This is a genomic window from Kribbella sp. NPDC050124 (assembly GCF_044460355.1).
Classification (GTDB): Bacteria; Actinomycetota; Actinomycetes; order Propionibacteriales; family Kribbellaceae; genus Kribbella.
Genome location: NZ_JBITJU010000005.1, coordinates 135,929 through 151,226, shown reverse-complemented (window position 1 = coordinate 151,226; position 15,298 = coordinate 135,929). Strand labels below are relative to the sequence as shown.

The window sequence follows — 15,298 nt, the reverse complement described above, 5'->3', positions numbered from 1 at the left end:
CGGAAGGGCTGTTCCTGGATCGCAAAGACTTGGCCTTCCGCGCGCACAGGTTTTCAGCCCGGAAGCGTTACCGTCGAGTCGCCCCCCTGATCCGGTGCGTCGTCACTCGTGGTAACTACCCCAGGAGCGCCCTGGTGGCCGGTACGACGTCCGTCGCGAACCGGGTGATCTGGGTCAGGTTGTGCTGCTCCGGCCAGAACACGAACGTCCGGAACGGCTGCTCGGTCGCCAGCCGGGCGAAGAACCGGCCCGGTGCGCAGGTTCAGCGGGTAGTACTTGCCGTCAGCAACCACTCGGCCCGGCTCGGTCCACAGTCGCCGGAGCAGGCCGATCCCCTCTTCGAGTGCCTCCAGGGCTTCGGCCGGCGTTCGGTCCGGACCGCCGATGCCGGTGATGCCACGTGGGATGCCGCCGGCGCCCAGCCCGAGCTCGAACCGCCCGCCGGACAGTACGTCGAGAGCTGCGGTCGATTGAGCCAGCAGACCCGGTGGCCGCAGCGGCAGCGGTGCAACGTCCGGGAAGAACCGCAGCCGCTCGGTCCGGGCCAGCAGATCGCCGATCACCGTCATGGCGTCCAGCTGGGTCGGCGCGTACGGGTGGTCCTGAACCGCGACCAGGTCGACCCCGCCCTCCTCGGCCGCCGCGACCAGCTCCCGATGCAACCCGACCTGCTCGGTCGGCGTGACCTGTACTCCGAATTCGACCATGCCGGAAGCCTGTCAGTTGAAGAGCACTTGAGCTCAAGCAAGCTGGATGGAGTCACCGGAGACGGTGATCTGCTTGGCGGCCAGCGGCGCCGGCGCCGGGTCCTTCACGACGGACCCGTCCGCGATCGCGTACTTGCTCCCGTGGCAGTCGCAGTTGATCGTGCCGCCCTCGACGCTGGCCACCGGGCACTGCTGGTGGGTGCAGATCGAGGTGAACGCCTTGAACGTGCCCGCCGTCGGCTGCGTGATGACGGTCTGGCTGTCCGCGATGATGATGCCCCCGCCGACCGGCACGTCGCTGGTCTTGGCAAGCACGGCGCCCGCCGGGGCCGACGTGGCGGGTGGGCTCTGCGGTTCGCCGTACGTGCTGCAGCCGGCGACCGCGGCGACGGCGGCCGCACCTGCGGCGAGGACAGTACGGCGACTCGGTTCGTCCACAGCGGGTCCTTTCAACGAATGATGCCGAAGGTGGTGAAGAACCACAGCGACGAGGTCAGCCACAGCCCGGCCAGACCGGTGAAGACGGCTCCGCCGACCGCAGGCAGCAGCCAGCGCGGCATGCCGTCCCGGCTCAGCGTCAGCATCTTGGCCGCGAACGCGCCGTAGAAGAAGCAACCCAGCAGGGAGTGGATCAGCACGCGCGGTTCGTCGTACCGGAATCCCAACGCGTAAAGGCAATGCGCGACCACTGGCAGCGTGACCGCGATGGCCGCTCGCCCCGACCACCGATGCAACGGCCCGACCCACCGTCGCCCCGCCAATGCCTTGATGTGCCCGAACAAGGCCCCCGCCGAGACCAGTTGTACGACGGCCAGCAGCAAAGCCAGCGTTGCCAGCCAGGCCTTCACCGACTGTGGGCTCGAGAAGCCGGCCACGTTGATCGCGACACCGGTCGGGTCGTGCAGCCGCCCGTAGACACCGAGGGCGATGGCGACCGCGGCGCCAACGGATAGCGGGATCACGGCCCTGCTTGCGGTTCGGACCGGCGCCGTCGTCGTCATGGCTCTCCTCAGAACGTCTCGTCGCCGGTGATCGACGTCGCCGTGACCGGGGCGCCGCCGACGGTCGCCGTACCGCTGGCCGCATCGAGTGGCGGCGCGGGAGCCGGGGTGCCGTCGTTGTCGACGCCGACCTGGCTGCCGTCGGGCAGGACGATCCAGCCGATGGTGTTGCGGGACGTCCGCGCACGGTACAGGCCGGCCGGTGGATCGGCCTTGTCGATCGTGAACGACAGTTGCCGGCCGCGGACGGTGACTGTGCCGGTGACCGCTTCGGCGGACTGGGTGGCGCTCAGTCGCTCACCGGACTTGGAGCGCAACGCGAGCCGGCCACCGTCGTGGGTTCCGGTCAGCCAGGCCTCGACGCTGCGGCCGTCGCAGACGTACGCCACGGCCCGACCGCCTTTCACCGCGATCGCGAGGGTGGCTTCGCCTCCCGTCGTACGACCGGTGAAGACAGCCACGACCTGCTGCCGGCTAGGGGTCGCTGTAGGGCTGGGCGGCGGGGTTGTTTGGGGCACCTCAGGAGAAGGAGACGGAGTCGCGGTCGCGGGCGCGGCAGCGGGCGGCGACGCGAGGGTGCCGGTCTGGGTGCTGTTCACGACGAGCAGCGCGACCAGCCCGACGGCTGCGGCCGCGAGCGTCACCAGCGGACTGCGTTGTCCCATCTCCCCCACCCTCCCAGAAGAGAATCGCGGCCACCACGGCTGCGGTCAACGCTTCAATCACGGCTCAGTCGACGGCTCGGTTCAACGGCTCGGGCACATTGCTAGATTCGGCGGATGGGCACCCATCGGCTTGATCTGGACGACGCGACGCTGCGGGAGTGGGACGCGGTCGTCGTCGGCGTCGACCCGGAACGCGGCATCGTGCTCGACCGGTCCGCGTTCTACCCCGGTGGCGGTGGTCAGCCGCCGGACCACGGCGTGCTGTTGTGGGGCGGGGTGCGGACTCGTGTGCTCGGCACGGTCAAGGGTGACGACCAGTACCTGGTGCTGCACGAGGAGGACCCCGTGCCGCCGGTCGGCACCACGGTCCGCGGTGCGCTCGACGACGAACGCCGTACCGACCTGATGCGGACGCACTCCGGCCTGCACGTGCTGACCGGTGTGGTCTTCCGTGACTTCGGCGCGCTGGTCACCGGCGGGAACATGGAGCCGCTGACGGCCCGGATGGACTTCGACCTGGCCGAGGTGCCTCCGGACTTCAAGGACCGGGTCGCCGAGGCGGTCAACGCCGAGATCCGCACCGACCGCCGGATCACGGTGGCCAACCTGCCGCGCGAGGAGGCGTTCGCGATCCCGGACATCATCCGGACCGCCACGAACCTGCTGCCGCCGGACATCGAGGTGGTCCGGATCGTCGATATCGAAGGGCTAGACACCCAGGCCGACGGCGGCACCCACGTCGCGTCCACCGCGATGATCGGCCGCATGGAGGTCGTCAAGATGGAGAGCAAGGGCCGCGGCTTCCGCCGCCTCCGCGTCCGGATCGTCTGACCCCTTCGGGGAGAAGACTGCGGGACGGAGAGGGGAGGAACCATGACCGACATGGTGGAGAGGCTCCGCGACGTGGTCGAGGGGCCGGTTCTGGGGCCGGAGGACGACGGGTTCGCAGCCGAGGTGACGGGGTTCAACCTGGCCGCACAGCACAGTCCTGAGGTTGCCGTCGGGATCACGTCGGAGGCCGATGCCGTGGCGGCAGTGCGCGCGGCGGCCGACGCCGGCAAGCCGGTGCGCGTCCTGGCAACCGGGCACGGATCACCGGTGCCGATCACCGATGGTGTCCTGATCAACACGTCGCGCCTGACCGGTGTCATCGTCGATCCAGACGCGAAGCTGGCCCACATCCCGGCCGGCAGCCAGTGGGCCGAGGTGATCGCGGCCGCGGGTGAGCACGGGCTGGCGCCGGTCATCGGTGCGTCCGACGCCGTCGGCTGCGTCGGCTACACCCTCGGGGGCGGGGTCGGACCGCTGTCCCGCACGTACGGCTTCTCGTCCGACTGGGCGCGCAGCTTCCGCGTGGTGACCGCCGACGGCCAGGCCGTCACGGCGAGCGCGACCGAGAATCCCGACCTGTTCTGGGCACTGCGCGGCGGCAAGGGCGGCTTCGGCGTGGTCACCGCGATGGACTTCGCGCTGGTCGAGCTCAGCACCCTGTACGGCGGTTCGGTCTTCTTCGACGCCGACGACATCGCCGGCGTGTTCGGCACCTGGGCCGAGTGGACCAAGACGCTGCCCGAGACCGCGAACACGTCGGTCGTGATCCTCCGGCTGCCGCCGCTGGAGTTCATCCCGGAACCGCTGCGGGGCAAGACGGTTCTCAGCGTGCGCTTCGCCTTCGTCGGCGACCCGGTCGAGGGTGAGCGCCTGTTCCGGCCGATCCGGGACGCGGGTACGGCGATCATCGACGGCGTCGGCGAGATGCCGGCCACCGACATCGCGCTGATCCACAACGACCCGAAGGACCCGACGCCGGCGTTCGACCGTGGCCGGGTGCTGACCGACGTCGACTCCGGGTTCGTCTCGGCGTTCCTCGAGGCGGTCGGTCCGCACCGGCAGCTGCCGCTGATCGCGATCGAGATCCGGCAACTCGGTGGCGCGATGCACCGCGACGTACCAGAGGGCAGTGCGGTCGGCGGGCGGAGCAGCGCCTACAGCCTGGTGATCATCGGCGTACCCGATCCGAGCCTGTTCGAGACGGTGCTCCCGGGGGTGGTCGACGGTGTGCTGGCTGCGCGAGTGGATCGCGCCCGAGTCGATCGTCAACTTCGACGCCGGTTTCTCGTTCCCCGGGTCGTACGAGGCGTGCTGGCCGGCGGACACGTTCGCCCGGCTGGCCGAGGTGCGCGCGACGTACGACCCGGACAAGGTGTTCCCCTTCGGTCCTGCCTGGTGACTCAGTCGCGCCAGGAGTGCTGGGGGTCGTAGCCGAGGAGGTTGCGGGCCTTGTCGATCGACAGCAGGGTCTCGTTCGGGCCGAAGGGGCGCTTCACCGGCACGCCGGGGAAGACCTCGGCCAGCAGCTCCTCGTTCGGCCGCGTCATCACCGTGTCCGCGTTCGCGATGATGAACACGTCCGTGCCGGTGACGTCGTACTCGAGGGCCTTGCGGACCGCCTGGGCGCCGTCGCGGGCGTCGATGTAGCCCCACAGGTTCCACTTGCGCGACCGGGCGTCGGCGTCGAACGAGGGGAAGTTCGCGTAGTCCTCCGGGTACATCACGTTGGAGAACCGCAGCCCGATCAGCTTGAGGTCCGGGTGCCACCGGACCAGCTGCCGGGCCAGCTCCTCCTCCAGCGTCTTGACGAGCGAGTACGTGCTGTTCGGCCGCGGCGCGTACTCCTCGTCCACCGGCACGTACGGCGGGAACTCGTCGAACGGCAGTCCGAGCACGGTCTCGCTCGACGCCCACACGATGTTGCGCACGCCCGCCCGCAACGCCGCCGAGAACACGTTGTAGGTGGCGACCATGTTGTTCTCGAACGTGGCCGCGTTCGGCCGCAGCCCGGGCGCCGGGATCGCGGCCAGATGGACCACCGCGTCGACGCCGTCGTGCCGGTCGTCGATCCCGGCCAGCGCCTCGTAGGTCTGGCCGAAATCGGTCAGATCGACCCGCGTCGACGTCACCCCGGGCCGAGCCGGCGGAGCCTGGTCCAGGGCGACCACGTCCCACCCGTTGTCCACCAGGTGGTCGACGACCGCGCGACCGAGCTTGCCGCTGCTTCCGGTGACCGCTACCCGTGCCATCCGCACTCCTTCTCGAGCTGTTGATCCCGATGATTCCACTCACGGCAAGCGCTCTCAGCGCATAACCAACGGGTGGACTAGGCTCAGAGTTGTGAAACTAGCTGGGCGGATGGAACGTCTCGGGACCGAGTCTGCGTTCGAGGTGCTGGCCAAGGCCAAGGCGCTGGAGGCGAGCGGCCGGGAGATCGTGCACCTCGAGATCGGCGAGCCGGACTTCGACACCCCGGCGCACGTCGCGGCCGCCGCGCAACAGGCGATCGACAAGGGCCACACGCACTACGTGCCCGCACCCGGCATCCCCGAGTTGCGGACCGCGGTGGCGGACTTCCTGGAGCGGACCGGCCGGCTGACGACCACGCCGGACCGGGTGCTGGTCACGCCCGGCGCCAAGCCGATCATGTTCTTCGCGATCCTGGCGCTGTGCGAGGAGGGTGACGAGGTCCTCTACCCGGACCCGGGCTTCCCGATGTACGCCTCGATCGCGTCGTTCGCCGGCGCGAAGCCGGTGCCGGTGCCACTGCGCGAGGAGAACGGGTTCGTCATCGACCCCGAGGAGCTCGCGTCGCTGGTCACCGACCGGACCAAGCTGCTGATCCTGAACTCCCCGCACAACCCGTGCGGCAGCGCCTCGACCCCCGAACAGCTGGAGGCGATCGCCGAGATCGCGATCCGGCACGACCTGGTCGTGCTCAGCGACGAGGTCTACTGGGCGCTGCGGTACGACGGCGATCACCACAGCGTGCTCGACCTCGACGGCATGGCGGAGCGGACGATCCTGCTCGACGGCTGGTCGAAGACGTTCGCGATGACCGGCTGGCGGCTCGGCTTCGGCGTGTTCCCGCAGCCGCTGGTCGAGCCGATCACCCGGCTGGTGATCAACTCGGTCTCCTGTACGTCGGCCTTCAGCCAGCACGCCGCGATCGCCGCCCTCGAAGGTCCGTGGGACGACGTCGACACCATGCTGGAAGCCTTCCGGGAGCGCCGCGAGGTGATCGTGTCGGGGCTGAACGCCGTACCGGGTGTGTCCTGTGTCGAGCCGGGCGGCGCGTTCTACGCGTTCCCGAACATCACCGAGCTCGGCCAGTCCGCGGCGACGCTCGCCGACCGGCTGCTCGAGGAAGCCGGGGTGGCCTGCCTGCCGGGCACGGCGTTCGGCGCGTACGGCGAGGGCCACCTGCGGTTCTCGTACGCGAACTCGATCGAGAACATCCAGCGGGCGCTGGCGGCGTTCAAGGACCTGACGTCCTAGAGTTCCGCCTCGGACGGCTCGATGGACAGCTGACCTGAGTCCCGCGAGGGGCTGAGGTCGATCGTCGGTGCTGCTTCGCCGGCGTCGACCATCCGGCGGACCAGCCGTTCCCGCAGTCGTGTCGCGACGTGGGCGTGTGAGCGGTAGCCGATCAGGTTGTCGAGCTCGTACGGGTCGGCCATCAGGTCGAACAGGTAGGTCTCGACGTAGCGGTCGGCGCCGGGTGCGGCGGGATCACAGTCCGGGGCGACAACGCCGTACTTCCACCGCTGGGTCCGCACCGCACGGGCGGTCTCCGACTCGCTGACCTGGACGAAGACGTCGTCACCCCACTCGGCGCGGCGGTCGTGCAGCAGCGGTACGGCGGATCTGCCCTGCATTTCCTTCGGCACCGGGAGCCCAGCGGCATCGAGCAGGGTCGGCGGGAGGTCGACATGGCTGAGCAACTGGTTCACCTGACCGCCGCCGGTGAAGATGCCGCCGGTGGCCACGGTCGGGACCCGGATCGAGGCGTCGTGCACGGACCGCTTGTACTCGGAGTTCCGCGTCTTGAAGTGGTTCCCGTGATCGGACGTGAACAGCACGATCGTGTCGTCCCGCAACCCGAGGCTGGTCAGCGCATCCAACAACCGCCCGTACGCCTCGTCGATCCGCTTGACCATCCCGTAGTACCCGGGCAGTTGCCGGTACGACGTCCCACCGAGCGTCGCCAGATCCGGCGGTGTCCACGCGCCCCGGTACGCCTCCTCGTAGCCCTCAGGGGCCGGGTAGTCGTCGCGGCGGTTCTGGTGATGCGGTTCGAGCAACGACAGGAACAGGAAGAACGGGCGGACCTTCGGCTGGGCGACGTACCGGATCGCGGCGTCGGTCAGCGCGTCGACGCGGTACCCGGGCAACTTCACCTGCGCGCCGGCGCCGTCGTACACGATCGTGTTGTAGGAGTCCGACGTGTGCTCGAGCGCGTTCGCGGCCAGCCAGTGCTCGTATCCCCCACGCTGCTCGGTCCGGACCGGTCCGCGCGACGACGAATCGCCGAGGTGCCACTTCCCGACGTACGCCGTTTCGTAGCCGGCGGCACCGAAACGGTGCGCGAGCGTCCTGGCGTCCGCGGGCAACGGGATGCCGTTGCGATGCGGCCCCGCCGTCGTCGGGTAGAGCCCGGTCTGCAGCGTCGCCCGCGCCGGCGTACACAGCGGCTGATTCGTGAACGAGTTGGCGAAGTGCGTCCCCGCCCGCCCGACCCGATCCAGGTTCGGCGTCAACCCCACCGGGTTCCCGTGCAAACCACTCGTGTCCCACCGCTGCTGATCAGTCAGAAAGACGACAACATTCGGGCTCATAGCGTCGATCCTTTACCGGGAACGCTGCAGGTGTCACGGTGTGTGGCAGGAATCGGTCGTGGAGGTTGAGATGAAGCCGTTTGCGTCCTCGGGGGACCTGGCTGCGAAGACGGAGACGCTCGAGGTGCTGGCCGAGGGCGTGTATGCGCTGACGGCTGAAGGTGATCCGAACGTCGGCGCGATCGAGGGCGAGGACTTCGTGGTCGCGTTCGAGGCGCGGGCGACGCCGGTGGCGGCGCGGGAGTGGCTGGACCAGCTGCGGGAGCACACCACGAAGCCTGTGCGGTACCTGGTGCTCAGCCACTACCACGCGGTGCGGGTGCTCGGCGCGTCCGCGTTCGGCGCCGACGTGATCATCACGCATGAGAACACCCGCAAGCTGATCGCGGAACGCGGGCGCCAGGACTGGGACAGCGAGTTCGGGCGGATGCCGCGCCTGTTCAAGGAGCCTGACTCGATCCCGGGCCTGACGTGGCCGGACGTGACGTTCTCCGACCAGCTCACCATCGACCTCGGCGGGCAACGCGGCGAACTGGTCCTGCAGTACTGCGGCCGCGGGCACACAGCCGGCGACATCGTCGCGTGGCTGCCGAAGCAGCGCGTGCTGTTCGCGGGCGATCTGGTCGAAGCACAGGCCGCGCTCTACACCGGGGACGCGTTCCACACCGACTGGTCGACGGGGACGCTCGACCGGGTGCAGGCGTTCGAAGCCGAGGCGCTGGTCGGCGGGCGGGGCGCCGTACCGCGGGGACGCGAGGCGGTCGACGCCGCGATCGAGCAGACTCGGCACTTCCTGCTCGTCCTGCGGGAGAAGGTCGGGGCGGTCCACTCGCGGGGTGGGACGGTGGCCGAGGGGTTCCAGGAAGCGCATGCGGCCCTGGCGCCGCAGTACGGTCACTGGCCGATCTTCGAGCACTGCCTGCCGTTCGACGTCCAGCGGCTGTGGGACGAGTTGGACGGTATCGACTGGCCGCGGATCTGGACCGCGGAACGTGACCGCGAGGTGTGGAACAGCCTTGTATGACGGCACGCCGGTTGCGGTGGTCGGCAACGGACCGGTCGGCCAGACCACCGCGTTGCTGCTCGCCCGCTGGGGTCTCCGGGTGATCCTGCTCGACCAGCGCCCCGGCCGCGAAGCCGTCGGCTCGAAGTCGATCTGCCAGCAGCGCGACGTCCTCGACATCTGGTGCTCGGTCGGCGCGGACCGGATCGTCCGCGAGGGCCTGGCCTGGACGACGGCCCGGACGTTCTACCGCGACCGCGAGTTGTTCTCCTGGTCCTTCGCGGATCCCGGCCGCTCGGCGCTGCCGGCGTGCGTGAACATCTCGCAGAGCCGCACCGAGGAGATCCTCGACGAATGCATCGCCGCCCAACCGCTGATCGATGTCCGGTGGAACCACGAGGTCACCGGGATCACCCAGGACGACGACGGCGTGACGCTCACCTGCGGCTCCGGCAAGCTCCAGGTCGCGTACGCCGTTCTGTGCGCCGGAGCGAAGGCCGAGTCGCTGCGCCAACAGCTCGGGGTGACGTTCGCCGGTGAGAGCTTCGACGACCGGTTCCTGATCTGCGACCTGCGGGCCGACCTACCGGGCTGGGAGACCGAGCGGCGGTTCTACTTCGACCCGGTCTGGAACCCGGATCGCCAGGTGCTCATCCATCCCTGCCCGGACTCGACGTACCGGATCGACTGGCAGGTGCCCGAGGACTTCGACGCGGACGCCGAGCGCGCGGACGGGCGGCTGGACGCGCGGATCCGGATGATCCTCGGCGACCGCCCGTACGAGATCGTCTGGCAGTCGGTGTACCGGTTTCAGTCCCGGTGTGCGGACCGGATGCGGGTCGGGCGGGTCCTGCTCGCCGGGGACTGCGCGCATCTCTACGCCCCGTTCGGCGCCCGCGGCCTGAACTCCGGTGTCCCCGACGCCGAGAACGCGGCCTGGAAGCTCGCGTTCGTCCTGCACGGCTGGGCCCCGGAGACACTGCTCGAGACCTACCACGACGAACGGCACGCGGCCGCGATGGAGAACCTCGAGATCACCAGCGCGACCATGCGCTTCCTGGTGCCACCCGACGAGGCACATTGGTCACGGCGGCGAGCCCTCCTCGACGCCGCGCTCGCCGATCCGGCCAAGGTCGTGCACGTGGACTCCGGCCGCTTCGCCGAGCCCTTCTGGTACGTCGATTCGCCGCTGACCACCCCTGATCCGACCCGCCCGTTCACCGGCCGCCCACCCCGTGGCCAACTGCCGGCGCCGGGTCCCGGCATCATCGTGCCCGACGCACCTGTGCATGGTGGCCGGCTGCGTGAGCTGGTCCGCGACGGATTGTTGCTCCTGACAACCACTGACTCAGTCGGTCTGGAGACGCCCGCTCCGCACCGTGTGCTCAGCCTGGCCGAGCTAGGCCTTGATCCTTCCGTACTCGGCGCACGTCCCGGCGAGTCCTGGCTGATCCGGCCGGACGGCCATGTCGCCGCCGTCCTCACCGACTCGCGGTCCGTTCCGGCTGCGCTGCACCGTGCACTTACCGGTTCTTGAAGGCCCGCTCCACCTTGGCGACCGCGGTCACGATGTCCGTCAGCGCCTCCTCGTCCGCCATCAGCATGCTCTGCCGGATCCACACGATCGAGTCCTCGGCCGCCTCGGCGACCGGACAAGGCTTCAGCTCGGTGTAGGCGCTGAGCGCGGCCTCCCGAGAGAACGACCGGTACCCCAAGTCCAGCGGCACCCCCTCGGCCGTCATCGCCTCGACGAACTCGGCCTTGCTGCAGTTCGCGTCGTACCGCAGCAGCGCGAGATGGTGACTGCTCCGGGTCGTGCCTTCGGGTTCCGGAAGGATGTCCAGATGCCGGCGCAGGAAGCCGACCGCGCGCTGCCGGGTCGCGACCTGCTCGTCGAGGGTGGCGAGCTGCGGCAGGAGTACGGCGGCCTGGAACTCGGTCATCCGCAGGTTCCACCCGACGTCGGGATGCTCGTACCAACCACCGTCCAGGCGACGTCCGACGTTGTGGAACGCCCAGAGCCGCCGGTGCACCTCCTCGTCGCCCGTGACGATCAGCCCACCCTCGCCGGCCGTCATCGCCTTGCTGGACTGGAAGCTGAAGCACGCCGCATCCCCCGCCGTCCCCACCGGCCGGCCGTGCCACATCGCACCATGCGCCTGCGCGGCATCCTCGACGATCGGTACGCCGTACCGCCTGAACGCCCCGACATCCGCCGGGGCGCCGGCCAGGTGGACGGGCATGATCGCCTTGGTCCGCGGGCCGATCAGGCGTCCGACGGCGTCCGGATCCAGGTGCAACGTGTCCGGGGTGACGTCGGCGATCACCGGGCGCGCACCGGCGAGGACGACGGCGGTCGCGCTGGCCACGAACGTGTACGCGGGCACGATCACCTCGTCGTCCCGGCCGACTCCGACCGCCCGCAGCGCGAGGAAGAGTGCCACGGTCCCGTTGACGACACTCACGCCGTACGGCGCTCCGACCGAGCGCGCGAACGCCTCGGTGAACTCGTCGACCTTCGTCCCCGAGGTCGCTCCCCAGGCGCCGCTGTCGAGGACTTCGAGAAGCAGTTCGCGTTGTTCTTTCGTCGCCGGCGGCGGCCAGCTCGGCCAGGGCGTCCGTCGTACCGGGGTGCCACCGTCGACAGCGAGCGTCATCGCGAGCCCTCCAGGAGCCTCGTCATGGTGCCGAACAGCAGTTGGTCGCGGTCGGCAGGGCTGATAGGCGCGAGCAGCACCCGGCCCAGGCCGACACGCAGGTCGAGGAACAAGGCATCGGACCCGAACACCATCCGATCCGCGCCGACCGCACCGACCAGCCAGGCCACGTGCCGCGCGGTCAATCGGGAGCTGCAGATCTCGAGCGTGACGTTTGGGTACTGCTGCGCGACCTCGGCAGCCGCGGGCAGACCGGCCGGGAACAGACCGGCATGCCCCATCAGCAGCTGGACGGATGGGTAGCGCGGGGCAACGTTCGCGAACCGCTCCGGGCCACACCACGGCGAGCCGTACATGCCGTGCGACAGCACGACACGACCGTGCTCGGCAGCGAGCTCGAAGGCGGGCGCGTAACCGGGTCCGTCCAGCTCATCCTGATGGGTGTCCGGGTGCAGCTTCAGCCCGATCACGCCGGGTCGCGTGAGCAGGTCGGCCGTCCGCGCCGGCGCTTCGGGGTCGTGCGGGTCGTAGACGACGTACCCGAGGAAGCGGCCGGGGTACTTCGTGAGCTCGTCCAGCAGCAGCGCGTTGCCGGCCCGGGAGTCCGGTCCGATCGCGAGCAGGTGCGAGACGCACATGGTGTCGACCCCGCAGCTGTCCATCACCCGGAGCAGGCTCTCGGTCGAGCTGTCCGCGATCGCGAACGCGAACCAGCCGCCGAGATGCCCGTGGGCGTCGATGATCATCCGAGCAGCTCCAGCACGTTGCCCCCGGCAATCAGCTCGACGTCGGCGGCCGGCAGCTCGAGGTGACCGAGCTGGAACCGCGGCCCGGCGTCGTCGGTCTCGGGTGCTCCGGTGCCGAACAGGACGCGGTGCGCGCCGTACCGATTCGCCATCCACTCGACCTGAAGATGCCCGCACAGACTCGCGGTGTCCACCCGGATCTCTGCGTGCGCATCCAGCAGATCGGCGAGCTCGCGCAAGGCGCGATACCCGGTGTTGATCAGCACGATCCGCAGCGCGGGCACCTCGGCCGCCAGCCGATGGACATCACCGGCGTTGGTGGATTCCCACCCGAGCAGCACGGTGATGTTGCGCTCGGCAAGCTCTCTCGCCAGCTCGAGCCCCTGCGGACCGGCGAGCGCGAACTGATGCTCGGCCGGACACAGGCGGACGATGCGAGCCTCCGGCACCGGCGTCCCCAACGGCCCGGGTACGACGACCGGCACGCTGGTCAACCGTGGATGCCCAGGTACGGCGACCGGCGTCACCGGGTCGTAGTGGAGTACGTGCGAGTGGACGACACAGGCGGCGTCGATCGCCAACCGGTCGAGCTCGGCGACCAGTCCGGCGACGTCCCTGCTCGGCACGTCGCCCACCGGCACCGGCCCGAGGATCCGGTTGACGTCGACGACTCTCATGTCACCGCTGTCTGGACAGCAGGTCGTCAGCCTGCTTGGCCGCGTCGTCCAGCGCCTGCTGCGGGGTCTTCTTGCCGGTCAGCGCCGCCTGGATCTCGACCGCGAGCAAGGCCATCACCTGCCGGGCCGCCGGGTTCACCTCACCGTGGAAGGCGAACTGCAGGGCTTCCTCGAACTTCTTCGACTGCTCGTCCGAGGCCGGCACCGGCGCGTCGGTCCGCGGTGACAGGTAGTTGGACGCCGTACCGAGGCTGATCACCTGCTTGGGCTGGGTCATGAAGCTGAGGAACTTCTCGGCGCCCTCGATGTTCTTCGACCCCGCGTTCACCGCCAACCCGCCGGGCAGCCCGAACCCGACCCGCTTCTTGTTCTGCAGCGGTACGCCGACGATCACGTTGGCCGCGCCCCAGCTGGAGTTCACGGTCTTGGCGTCGATCAGGGTGTTGGTGAACCCCATCGCCACCTGCTGCTTGCCCAGGGCCTGGTCGGCGACCACGTTGGCGTTGGTCAGGCTGCTCTTCGGGATCGCGCCGGCGTCGTACAGGCCCTTGATGAACGTGAGCGCCTCGACGCCGGGCGCCTGGTTGAAGGCGACCTTCATGCCGTCCTCGGCGAACACCGAGCCGCCCGCCTGCCACAGCAGCGGGTAGAAACTCAGGTTCAGCGAGGTCTCCGGGGAGGCCGAGTAGTCCAGCGTCGCGACGCCGGCCTGCTTGAGCTTCGGCGCAGCCGCCTTGATCTCGTCCCAGGTCTCCGGCGGTTTCGCGATCCCGGCCTTGTCGAGCAGCAACTTGTTGTAGAGCGTGGTGGTGACCGTGTGGTAGATCGGCGCGCCGTACAGCTTGCCGTCGACGGTCAGCGCCTCCAGCGCACCCGGCAGGAACTTCGCCTTGTCCGCCTCGAGCACCTTGTCCACCGGCTCCAGCGAACCCGTCTTCACGAACTGCGGGATCTGGTCCGGCCCGAGCAGCAGCACGTCCGGGCCCTTGCCACCGGAGAACGCGGTGGCCAGCTTCTGGTCCCGGTTCGCCCACGGCTGGTGCTCGATGGTCAGGTCGACGTCGGTGTTCGCCGCCTCGAAGTCCTTCTCGACCTGCGACCAGTAGGCCACGGCCGCCTTCTCGTCGGCGATCACCGGATACATCCAGACCGTGACCGGCTTCGCCGACTCCCCCTCCCCCGACCCACCACCACAGGCACTCAGCCCGGCCGCCACGACCGCCGCGGCCAGCGGCGCCCCCAGACGCTTGATCCTCATCGAGCCTCCTTTACGGTCAGGACCGAAAGTACAGCCCACGGCCCCGCGGACGTCAACCACTCAGCCGGACTGAGATACTTCGGGGGTGGAGACGACGTGGGTGCTGCGGGCGGCGGAGGCTGGGGATGTCGAGGTGATCGCCGAGCTGCGAGCGGAGGTGATGCGCCCGGACCTGGAGCGGCTGGGCCGGTACGACGAGCATCGGGTGCGGCAGCGGCTGCGTGACTCGTTCTCGCCGGAGCACACGTCGGTGATCGTGGCCGACGGCACCTTTGCCGGGTGTGTCACCGTGCGGCCGGCGGAGGACGGGCAGTGGCTGGAGCACTTCTACCTCGCTCCGGACCTGCACGGTCGCGGCCTCGGATCAGCCGTGCTGCGCAGCCTGCTGGAGCGAACCGACGCCGACGGCGTGCCCGTCCGGCTCAACGTCCTGCAGGGCAGCCCGGCTCAGCGCCTCTACGAACGCCACGGGTTCGTCGTCGAGGACGAGGACCCGATCGACGTCTACATGATCCGCGAACCGGCTACTGCTCGCGTTCCTTGAGCCGGGCGGCTTCCTTGCGGACCTCGGCCTGTGTCTCACGCTCATGCTGGAGCCAGTCCGGGTTCTCCGACTTCAGGTCCTCGATCTGGTCGGTGGTGAGCGCCTCGGTGATGCCCGCGCGGGCCAGGCCACTGATCGAGACACCCAGCTTTGCGGCAACCACGGACCGCGGGTGCGGACCGTTGCGCCGGAGATCCCGCAGCCACTCGGGCGGGTCGGCCTGCAACGCGTTCAGCTCATCGCGAGAGACAACGCCCTCCTGAAAGCCCGCCGGAGTGGCCTGGAGATACACCCCCAGCTTCTTCGCCGCCGTCGCGGGCTTCATGGTCTGGGAGGTCTTGCGCGCCGTCATGGGAGTAAGGGTAGCGATC

At 69.5% G+C, this 15,298-nt stretch carries 17 protein-coding genes and 1 pseudogene; 7 read left to right on the top strand and 11 right to left on the bottom strand.

The window, feature by feature from the left end:
* Window positions 1-53: 53 nt before the first annotated feature.
* From ACIBL3_RS15395 to ACIBL3_RS15380, 4 genes are read right to left on the bottom strand one after another with little or no spacing between them, the layout of a single operon-like run.
* Window positions 54-707, bottom strand: a complete 654-nt coding sequence (locus tag ACIBL3_RS15395; RefSeq protein ID WP_396353937.1) for an LLM class flavin-dependent oxidoreductase — start codon at window positions 705-707, stop codon at window positions 54-56.
* Between the two features lie 33 nt (window positions 708-740).
* Window positions 741-1,145, bottom strand: a complete 405-nt coding sequence (locus ACIBL3_RS15390; RefSeq protein ID WP_396353936.1) for a Rieske (2Fe-2S) protein — start codon at window positions 1,143-1,145, stop codon at window positions 741-743.
* Between the two features lie 11 nt (window positions 1,146-1,156).
* On the bottom strand, window positions 1,157-1,708 hold the full coding sequence (locus ACIBL3_RS15385) for a DUF6529 family protein (RefSeq protein ID WP_396353935.1): 552 nt from the start codon (window positions 1,706-1,708) through the stop codon (window positions 1,157-1,159).
* 8 nt (window positions 1,709-1,716) lie between these two features.
* Window positions 1,717-2,373: a hypothetical protein gene (locus ACIBL3_RS15380; RefSeq protein WP_396353934.1), complete on the bottom strand. Its 657-nt coding sequence runs from the start codon at window positions 2,371-2,373 to the stop codon at window positions 1,717-1,719.
* Between the two features lie 114 nt (window positions 2,374-2,487).
* Between ACIBL3_RS15380 and ACIBL3_RS15375 the strand changes: the two genes are divergently transcribed.
* The 3 genes and pseudogenes from ACIBL3_RS15375 to ACIBL3_RS15365 all read left to right on the top strand — a co-directional run bounded on the left by ACIBL3_RS15375 (window position 2,488) and on the right by ACIBL3_RS15365 (window position 4,603).
* Complete coding sequence (locus ACIBL3_RS15375) at window positions 2,488-3,204, top strand: alanyl-tRNA editing protein (RefSeq protein WP_396353933.1); 717 nt, start codon at window positions 2,488-2,490, stop codon at window positions 3,202-3,204.
* A 42-nt stretch (window positions 3,205-3,246) separates the two neighbouring features.
* Window positions 3,247-3,699, top strand: a pseudogene (locus ACIBL3_RS15370) (FAD-binding protein); the annotation flags it as partial.
* A gap of 730 nt (window positions 3,700-4,429) precedes the next feature.
* On the top strand, window positions 4,430-4,603 hold the full coding sequence (locus tag ACIBL3_RS15365; RefSeq protein WP_396354197.1) for a BBE domain-containing protein: 174 nt from the start codon (window positions 4,430-4,432) through the stop codon (window positions 4,601-4,603).
* 1 nt (window position 4,604) lies between these two features.
* On the opposite strand, the gene ACIBL3_RS15360 is transcribed toward ACIBL3_RS15365, so the two are convergent.
* Window positions 4,605-5,453 (bottom strand): NAD-dependent epimerase/dehydratase family protein, encoded by an 849-nt coding sequence (locus ACIBL3_RS15360; RefSeq protein WP_396353932.1) that lies wholly within the window; start codon window positions 5,451-5,453, stop codon window positions 4,605-4,607.
* A gap of 109 nt (window positions 5,454-5,562) precedes the next feature.
* On the opposite strand from ACIBL3_RS15360, the gene ACIBL3_RS15355 reads away from it, so the two are divergent.
* The gene (locus ACIBL3_RS15355) at window positions 5,563-6,702 is read left to right on the top strand and encodes a pyridoxal phosphate-dependent aminotransferase (RefSeq protein ID WP_396353931.1); all 1,140 of its coding nucleotides are present in this window, start codon (window positions 5,563-5,565) and stop codon (window positions 6,700-6,702) included.
* On the opposite strand, the gene ACIBL3_RS15350 is transcribed toward ACIBL3_RS15355, so the two are convergent.
* Window positions 6,699-8,042: a sulfatase-like hydrolase/transferase gene (locus tag ACIBL3_RS15350; protein ID WP_396353930.1), complete on the bottom strand. Its 1,344-nt coding sequence runs from the start codon at window positions 8,040-8,042 to the stop codon at window positions 6,699-6,701. The two genes, ACIBL3_RS15355 and ACIBL3_RS15350, sit on opposite strands and share 4 nt — an antisense overlap.
* 70 nt (window positions 8,043-8,112) lie before the next feature.
* On the opposite strand from ACIBL3_RS15350, the gene ACIBL3_RS15345 reads away from it, so the two are divergent.
* Window positions 8,113-9,066, top strand: coding sequence for an MBL fold metallo-hydrolase (locus tag ACIBL3_RS15345; RefSeq protein WP_396353929.1), 954 nt, complete (start codon window positions 8,113-8,115; stop codon window positions 9,064-9,066).
* Entirely contained in the window at window positions 9,059-10,582 is a 1,524-nt protein-coding gene (locus ACIBL3_RS15340) for an FAD-dependent monooxygenase (RefSeq protein WP_396353928.1), read from the top strand. Before ACIBL3_RS15345 ends, ACIBL3_RS15340 begins: the two co-directional genes overlap by 8 nt.
* On the opposite strand, the gene ACIBL3_RS15335 is transcribed toward ACIBL3_RS15340, so the two are convergent.
* Genes ACIBL3_RS15335 through ACIBL3_RS15320 form a run of 4 tightly spaced genes read right to left on the bottom strand, consistent with a single transcriptional unit; the run spans window position 10,569 to window position 14,383 of the window.
* Window positions 10,569-11,702 (bottom strand): DegT/DnrJ/EryC1/StrS family aminotransferase, encoded by a 1,134-nt coding sequence (locus ACIBL3_RS15335; protein WP_396353927.1) that lies wholly within the window; start codon window positions 11,700-11,702, stop codon window positions 10,569-10,571. The two genes, ACIBL3_RS15340 and ACIBL3_RS15335, sit on opposite strands and share 14 nt — an antisense overlap.
* Complete coding sequence (locus ACIBL3_RS15330) at window positions 11,699-12,448, bottom strand: amidohydrolase family protein (RefSeq protein WP_396353926.1); 750 nt, start codon at window positions 12,446-12,448, stop codon at window positions 11,699-11,701. Before ACIBL3_RS15330 ends, ACIBL3_RS15335 begins: the two co-directional genes overlap by 4 nt.
* Window positions 12,445-13,125, bottom strand: a complete 681-nt coding sequence (locus ACIBL3_RS15325) for an amidohydrolase family protein (RefSeq protein ID WP_396353925.1) — start codon at window positions 13,123-13,125, stop codon at window positions 12,445-12,447. Before ACIBL3_RS15325 ends, ACIBL3_RS15330 begins: the two co-directional genes overlap by 4 nt.
* A 1-nt stretch (window position 13,126) precedes the next feature.
* Window positions 13,127-14,383 carry an ABC transporter substrate-binding protein gene (locus tag ACIBL3_RS15320; RefSeq protein WP_396353924.1) on the bottom strand — a complete coding sequence of 419 codons (1,257 nt, stop codon included), beginning with the start codon at window positions 14,381-14,383 and terminating at the stop codon, window positions 13,127-13,129.
* A gap of 85 nt (window positions 14,384-14,468) precedes the next feature.
* Here ACIBL3_RS15320 and ACIBL3_RS15315 point away from each other — a divergent pair, with 85 nt between their 5' ends.
* On the top strand, window positions 14,469-14,927 hold the full coding sequence (locus ACIBL3_RS15315) for a GNAT family N-acetyltransferase (protein WP_396353923.1): 459 nt from the start codon (window positions 14,469-14,471) through the stop codon (window positions 14,925-14,927).
* Here ACIBL3_RS15315 and ACIBL3_RS15310 read toward each other — a convergent pair.
* Window positions 14,908-15,279, bottom strand: coding sequence for a DUF5997 family protein (locus ACIBL3_RS15310; protein ID WP_396353922.1), 372 nt, complete (start codon window positions 15,277-15,279; stop codon window positions 14,908-14,910). The genes ACIBL3_RS15315 and ACIBL3_RS15310 overlap by 20 nt on opposite strands.
* Window positions 15,280-15,298 lie beyond the last annotated feature (19 nt).

Coding starts and splice junctions, on each gene's coding strand:
- ACIBL3_RS15395 (WP_396353937.1), bottom strand. CDS start 707: ATGGTCGAATTCGGAGTACAGGTCACGCCGACCGAGCAGGTCGGGTTG.
- ACIBL3_RS15385 (WP_396353935.1), bottom strand. CDS start 1,708: ATGACGACGACGGCGCCGGTCCGAACCGCAAGCAGGGCCGTGATCCCG.
- ACIBL3_RS15380 (WP_396353934.1), bottom strand. CDS start 2,373: ATGGGACAACGCAGTCCGCTGGTGACGCTCGCGGCCGCAGCCGTCGGG.
- ACIBL3_RS15375 (WP_396353933.1), top strand. CDS start 2,488: ATGGGCACCCATCGGCTTGATCTGGACGACGCGACGCTGCGGGAGTGG.
- ACIBL3_RS15360 (WP_396353932.1), bottom strand. CDS start 5,453: ATGGCACGGGTAGCGGTCACCGGAAGCAGCGGCAAGCTCGGTCGCGCG.
- ACIBL3_RS15355 (WP_396353931.1), top strand. CDS start 5,563: ATGGAACGTCTCGGGACCGAGTCTGCGTTCGAGGTGCTGGCCAAGGCC.
- ACIBL3_RS15350 (WP_396353930.1), bottom strand. CDS start 8,042: ATGAGCCCGAATGTTGTCGTCTTTCTGACTGATCAGCAGCGGTGGGAC.
- ACIBL3_RS15345 (WP_396353929.1), top strand. CDS start 8,113: ATGAAGCCGTTTGCGTCCTCGGGGGACCTGGCTGCGAAGACGGAGACG.
- ACIBL3_RS15335 (WP_396353927.1), bottom strand. CDS start 11,702: ATGACGCTCGCTGTCGACGGTGGCACCCCGGTACGACGGACGCCCTGG.
- ACIBL3_RS15330 (WP_396353926.1), bottom strand. CDS start 12,448: ATGATCATCGACGCCCACGGGCATCTCGGCGGCTGGTTCGCGTTCGCG.
- ACIBL3_RS15325 (WP_396353925.1), bottom strand. CDS start 13,125: ATGAGAGTCGTCGACGTCAACCGGATCCTCGGGCCGGTGCCGGTGGGC.
- ACIBL3_RS15320 (WP_396353924.1), bottom strand. CDS start 14,383: ATGAGGATCAAGCGTCTGGGGGCGCCGCTGGCCGCGGCGGTCGTGGCG.
- ACIBL3_RS15310 (WP_396353922.1), bottom strand. CDS start 15,279: ATGACGGCGCGCAAGACCTCCCAGACCATGAAGCCCGCGACGGCGGCG.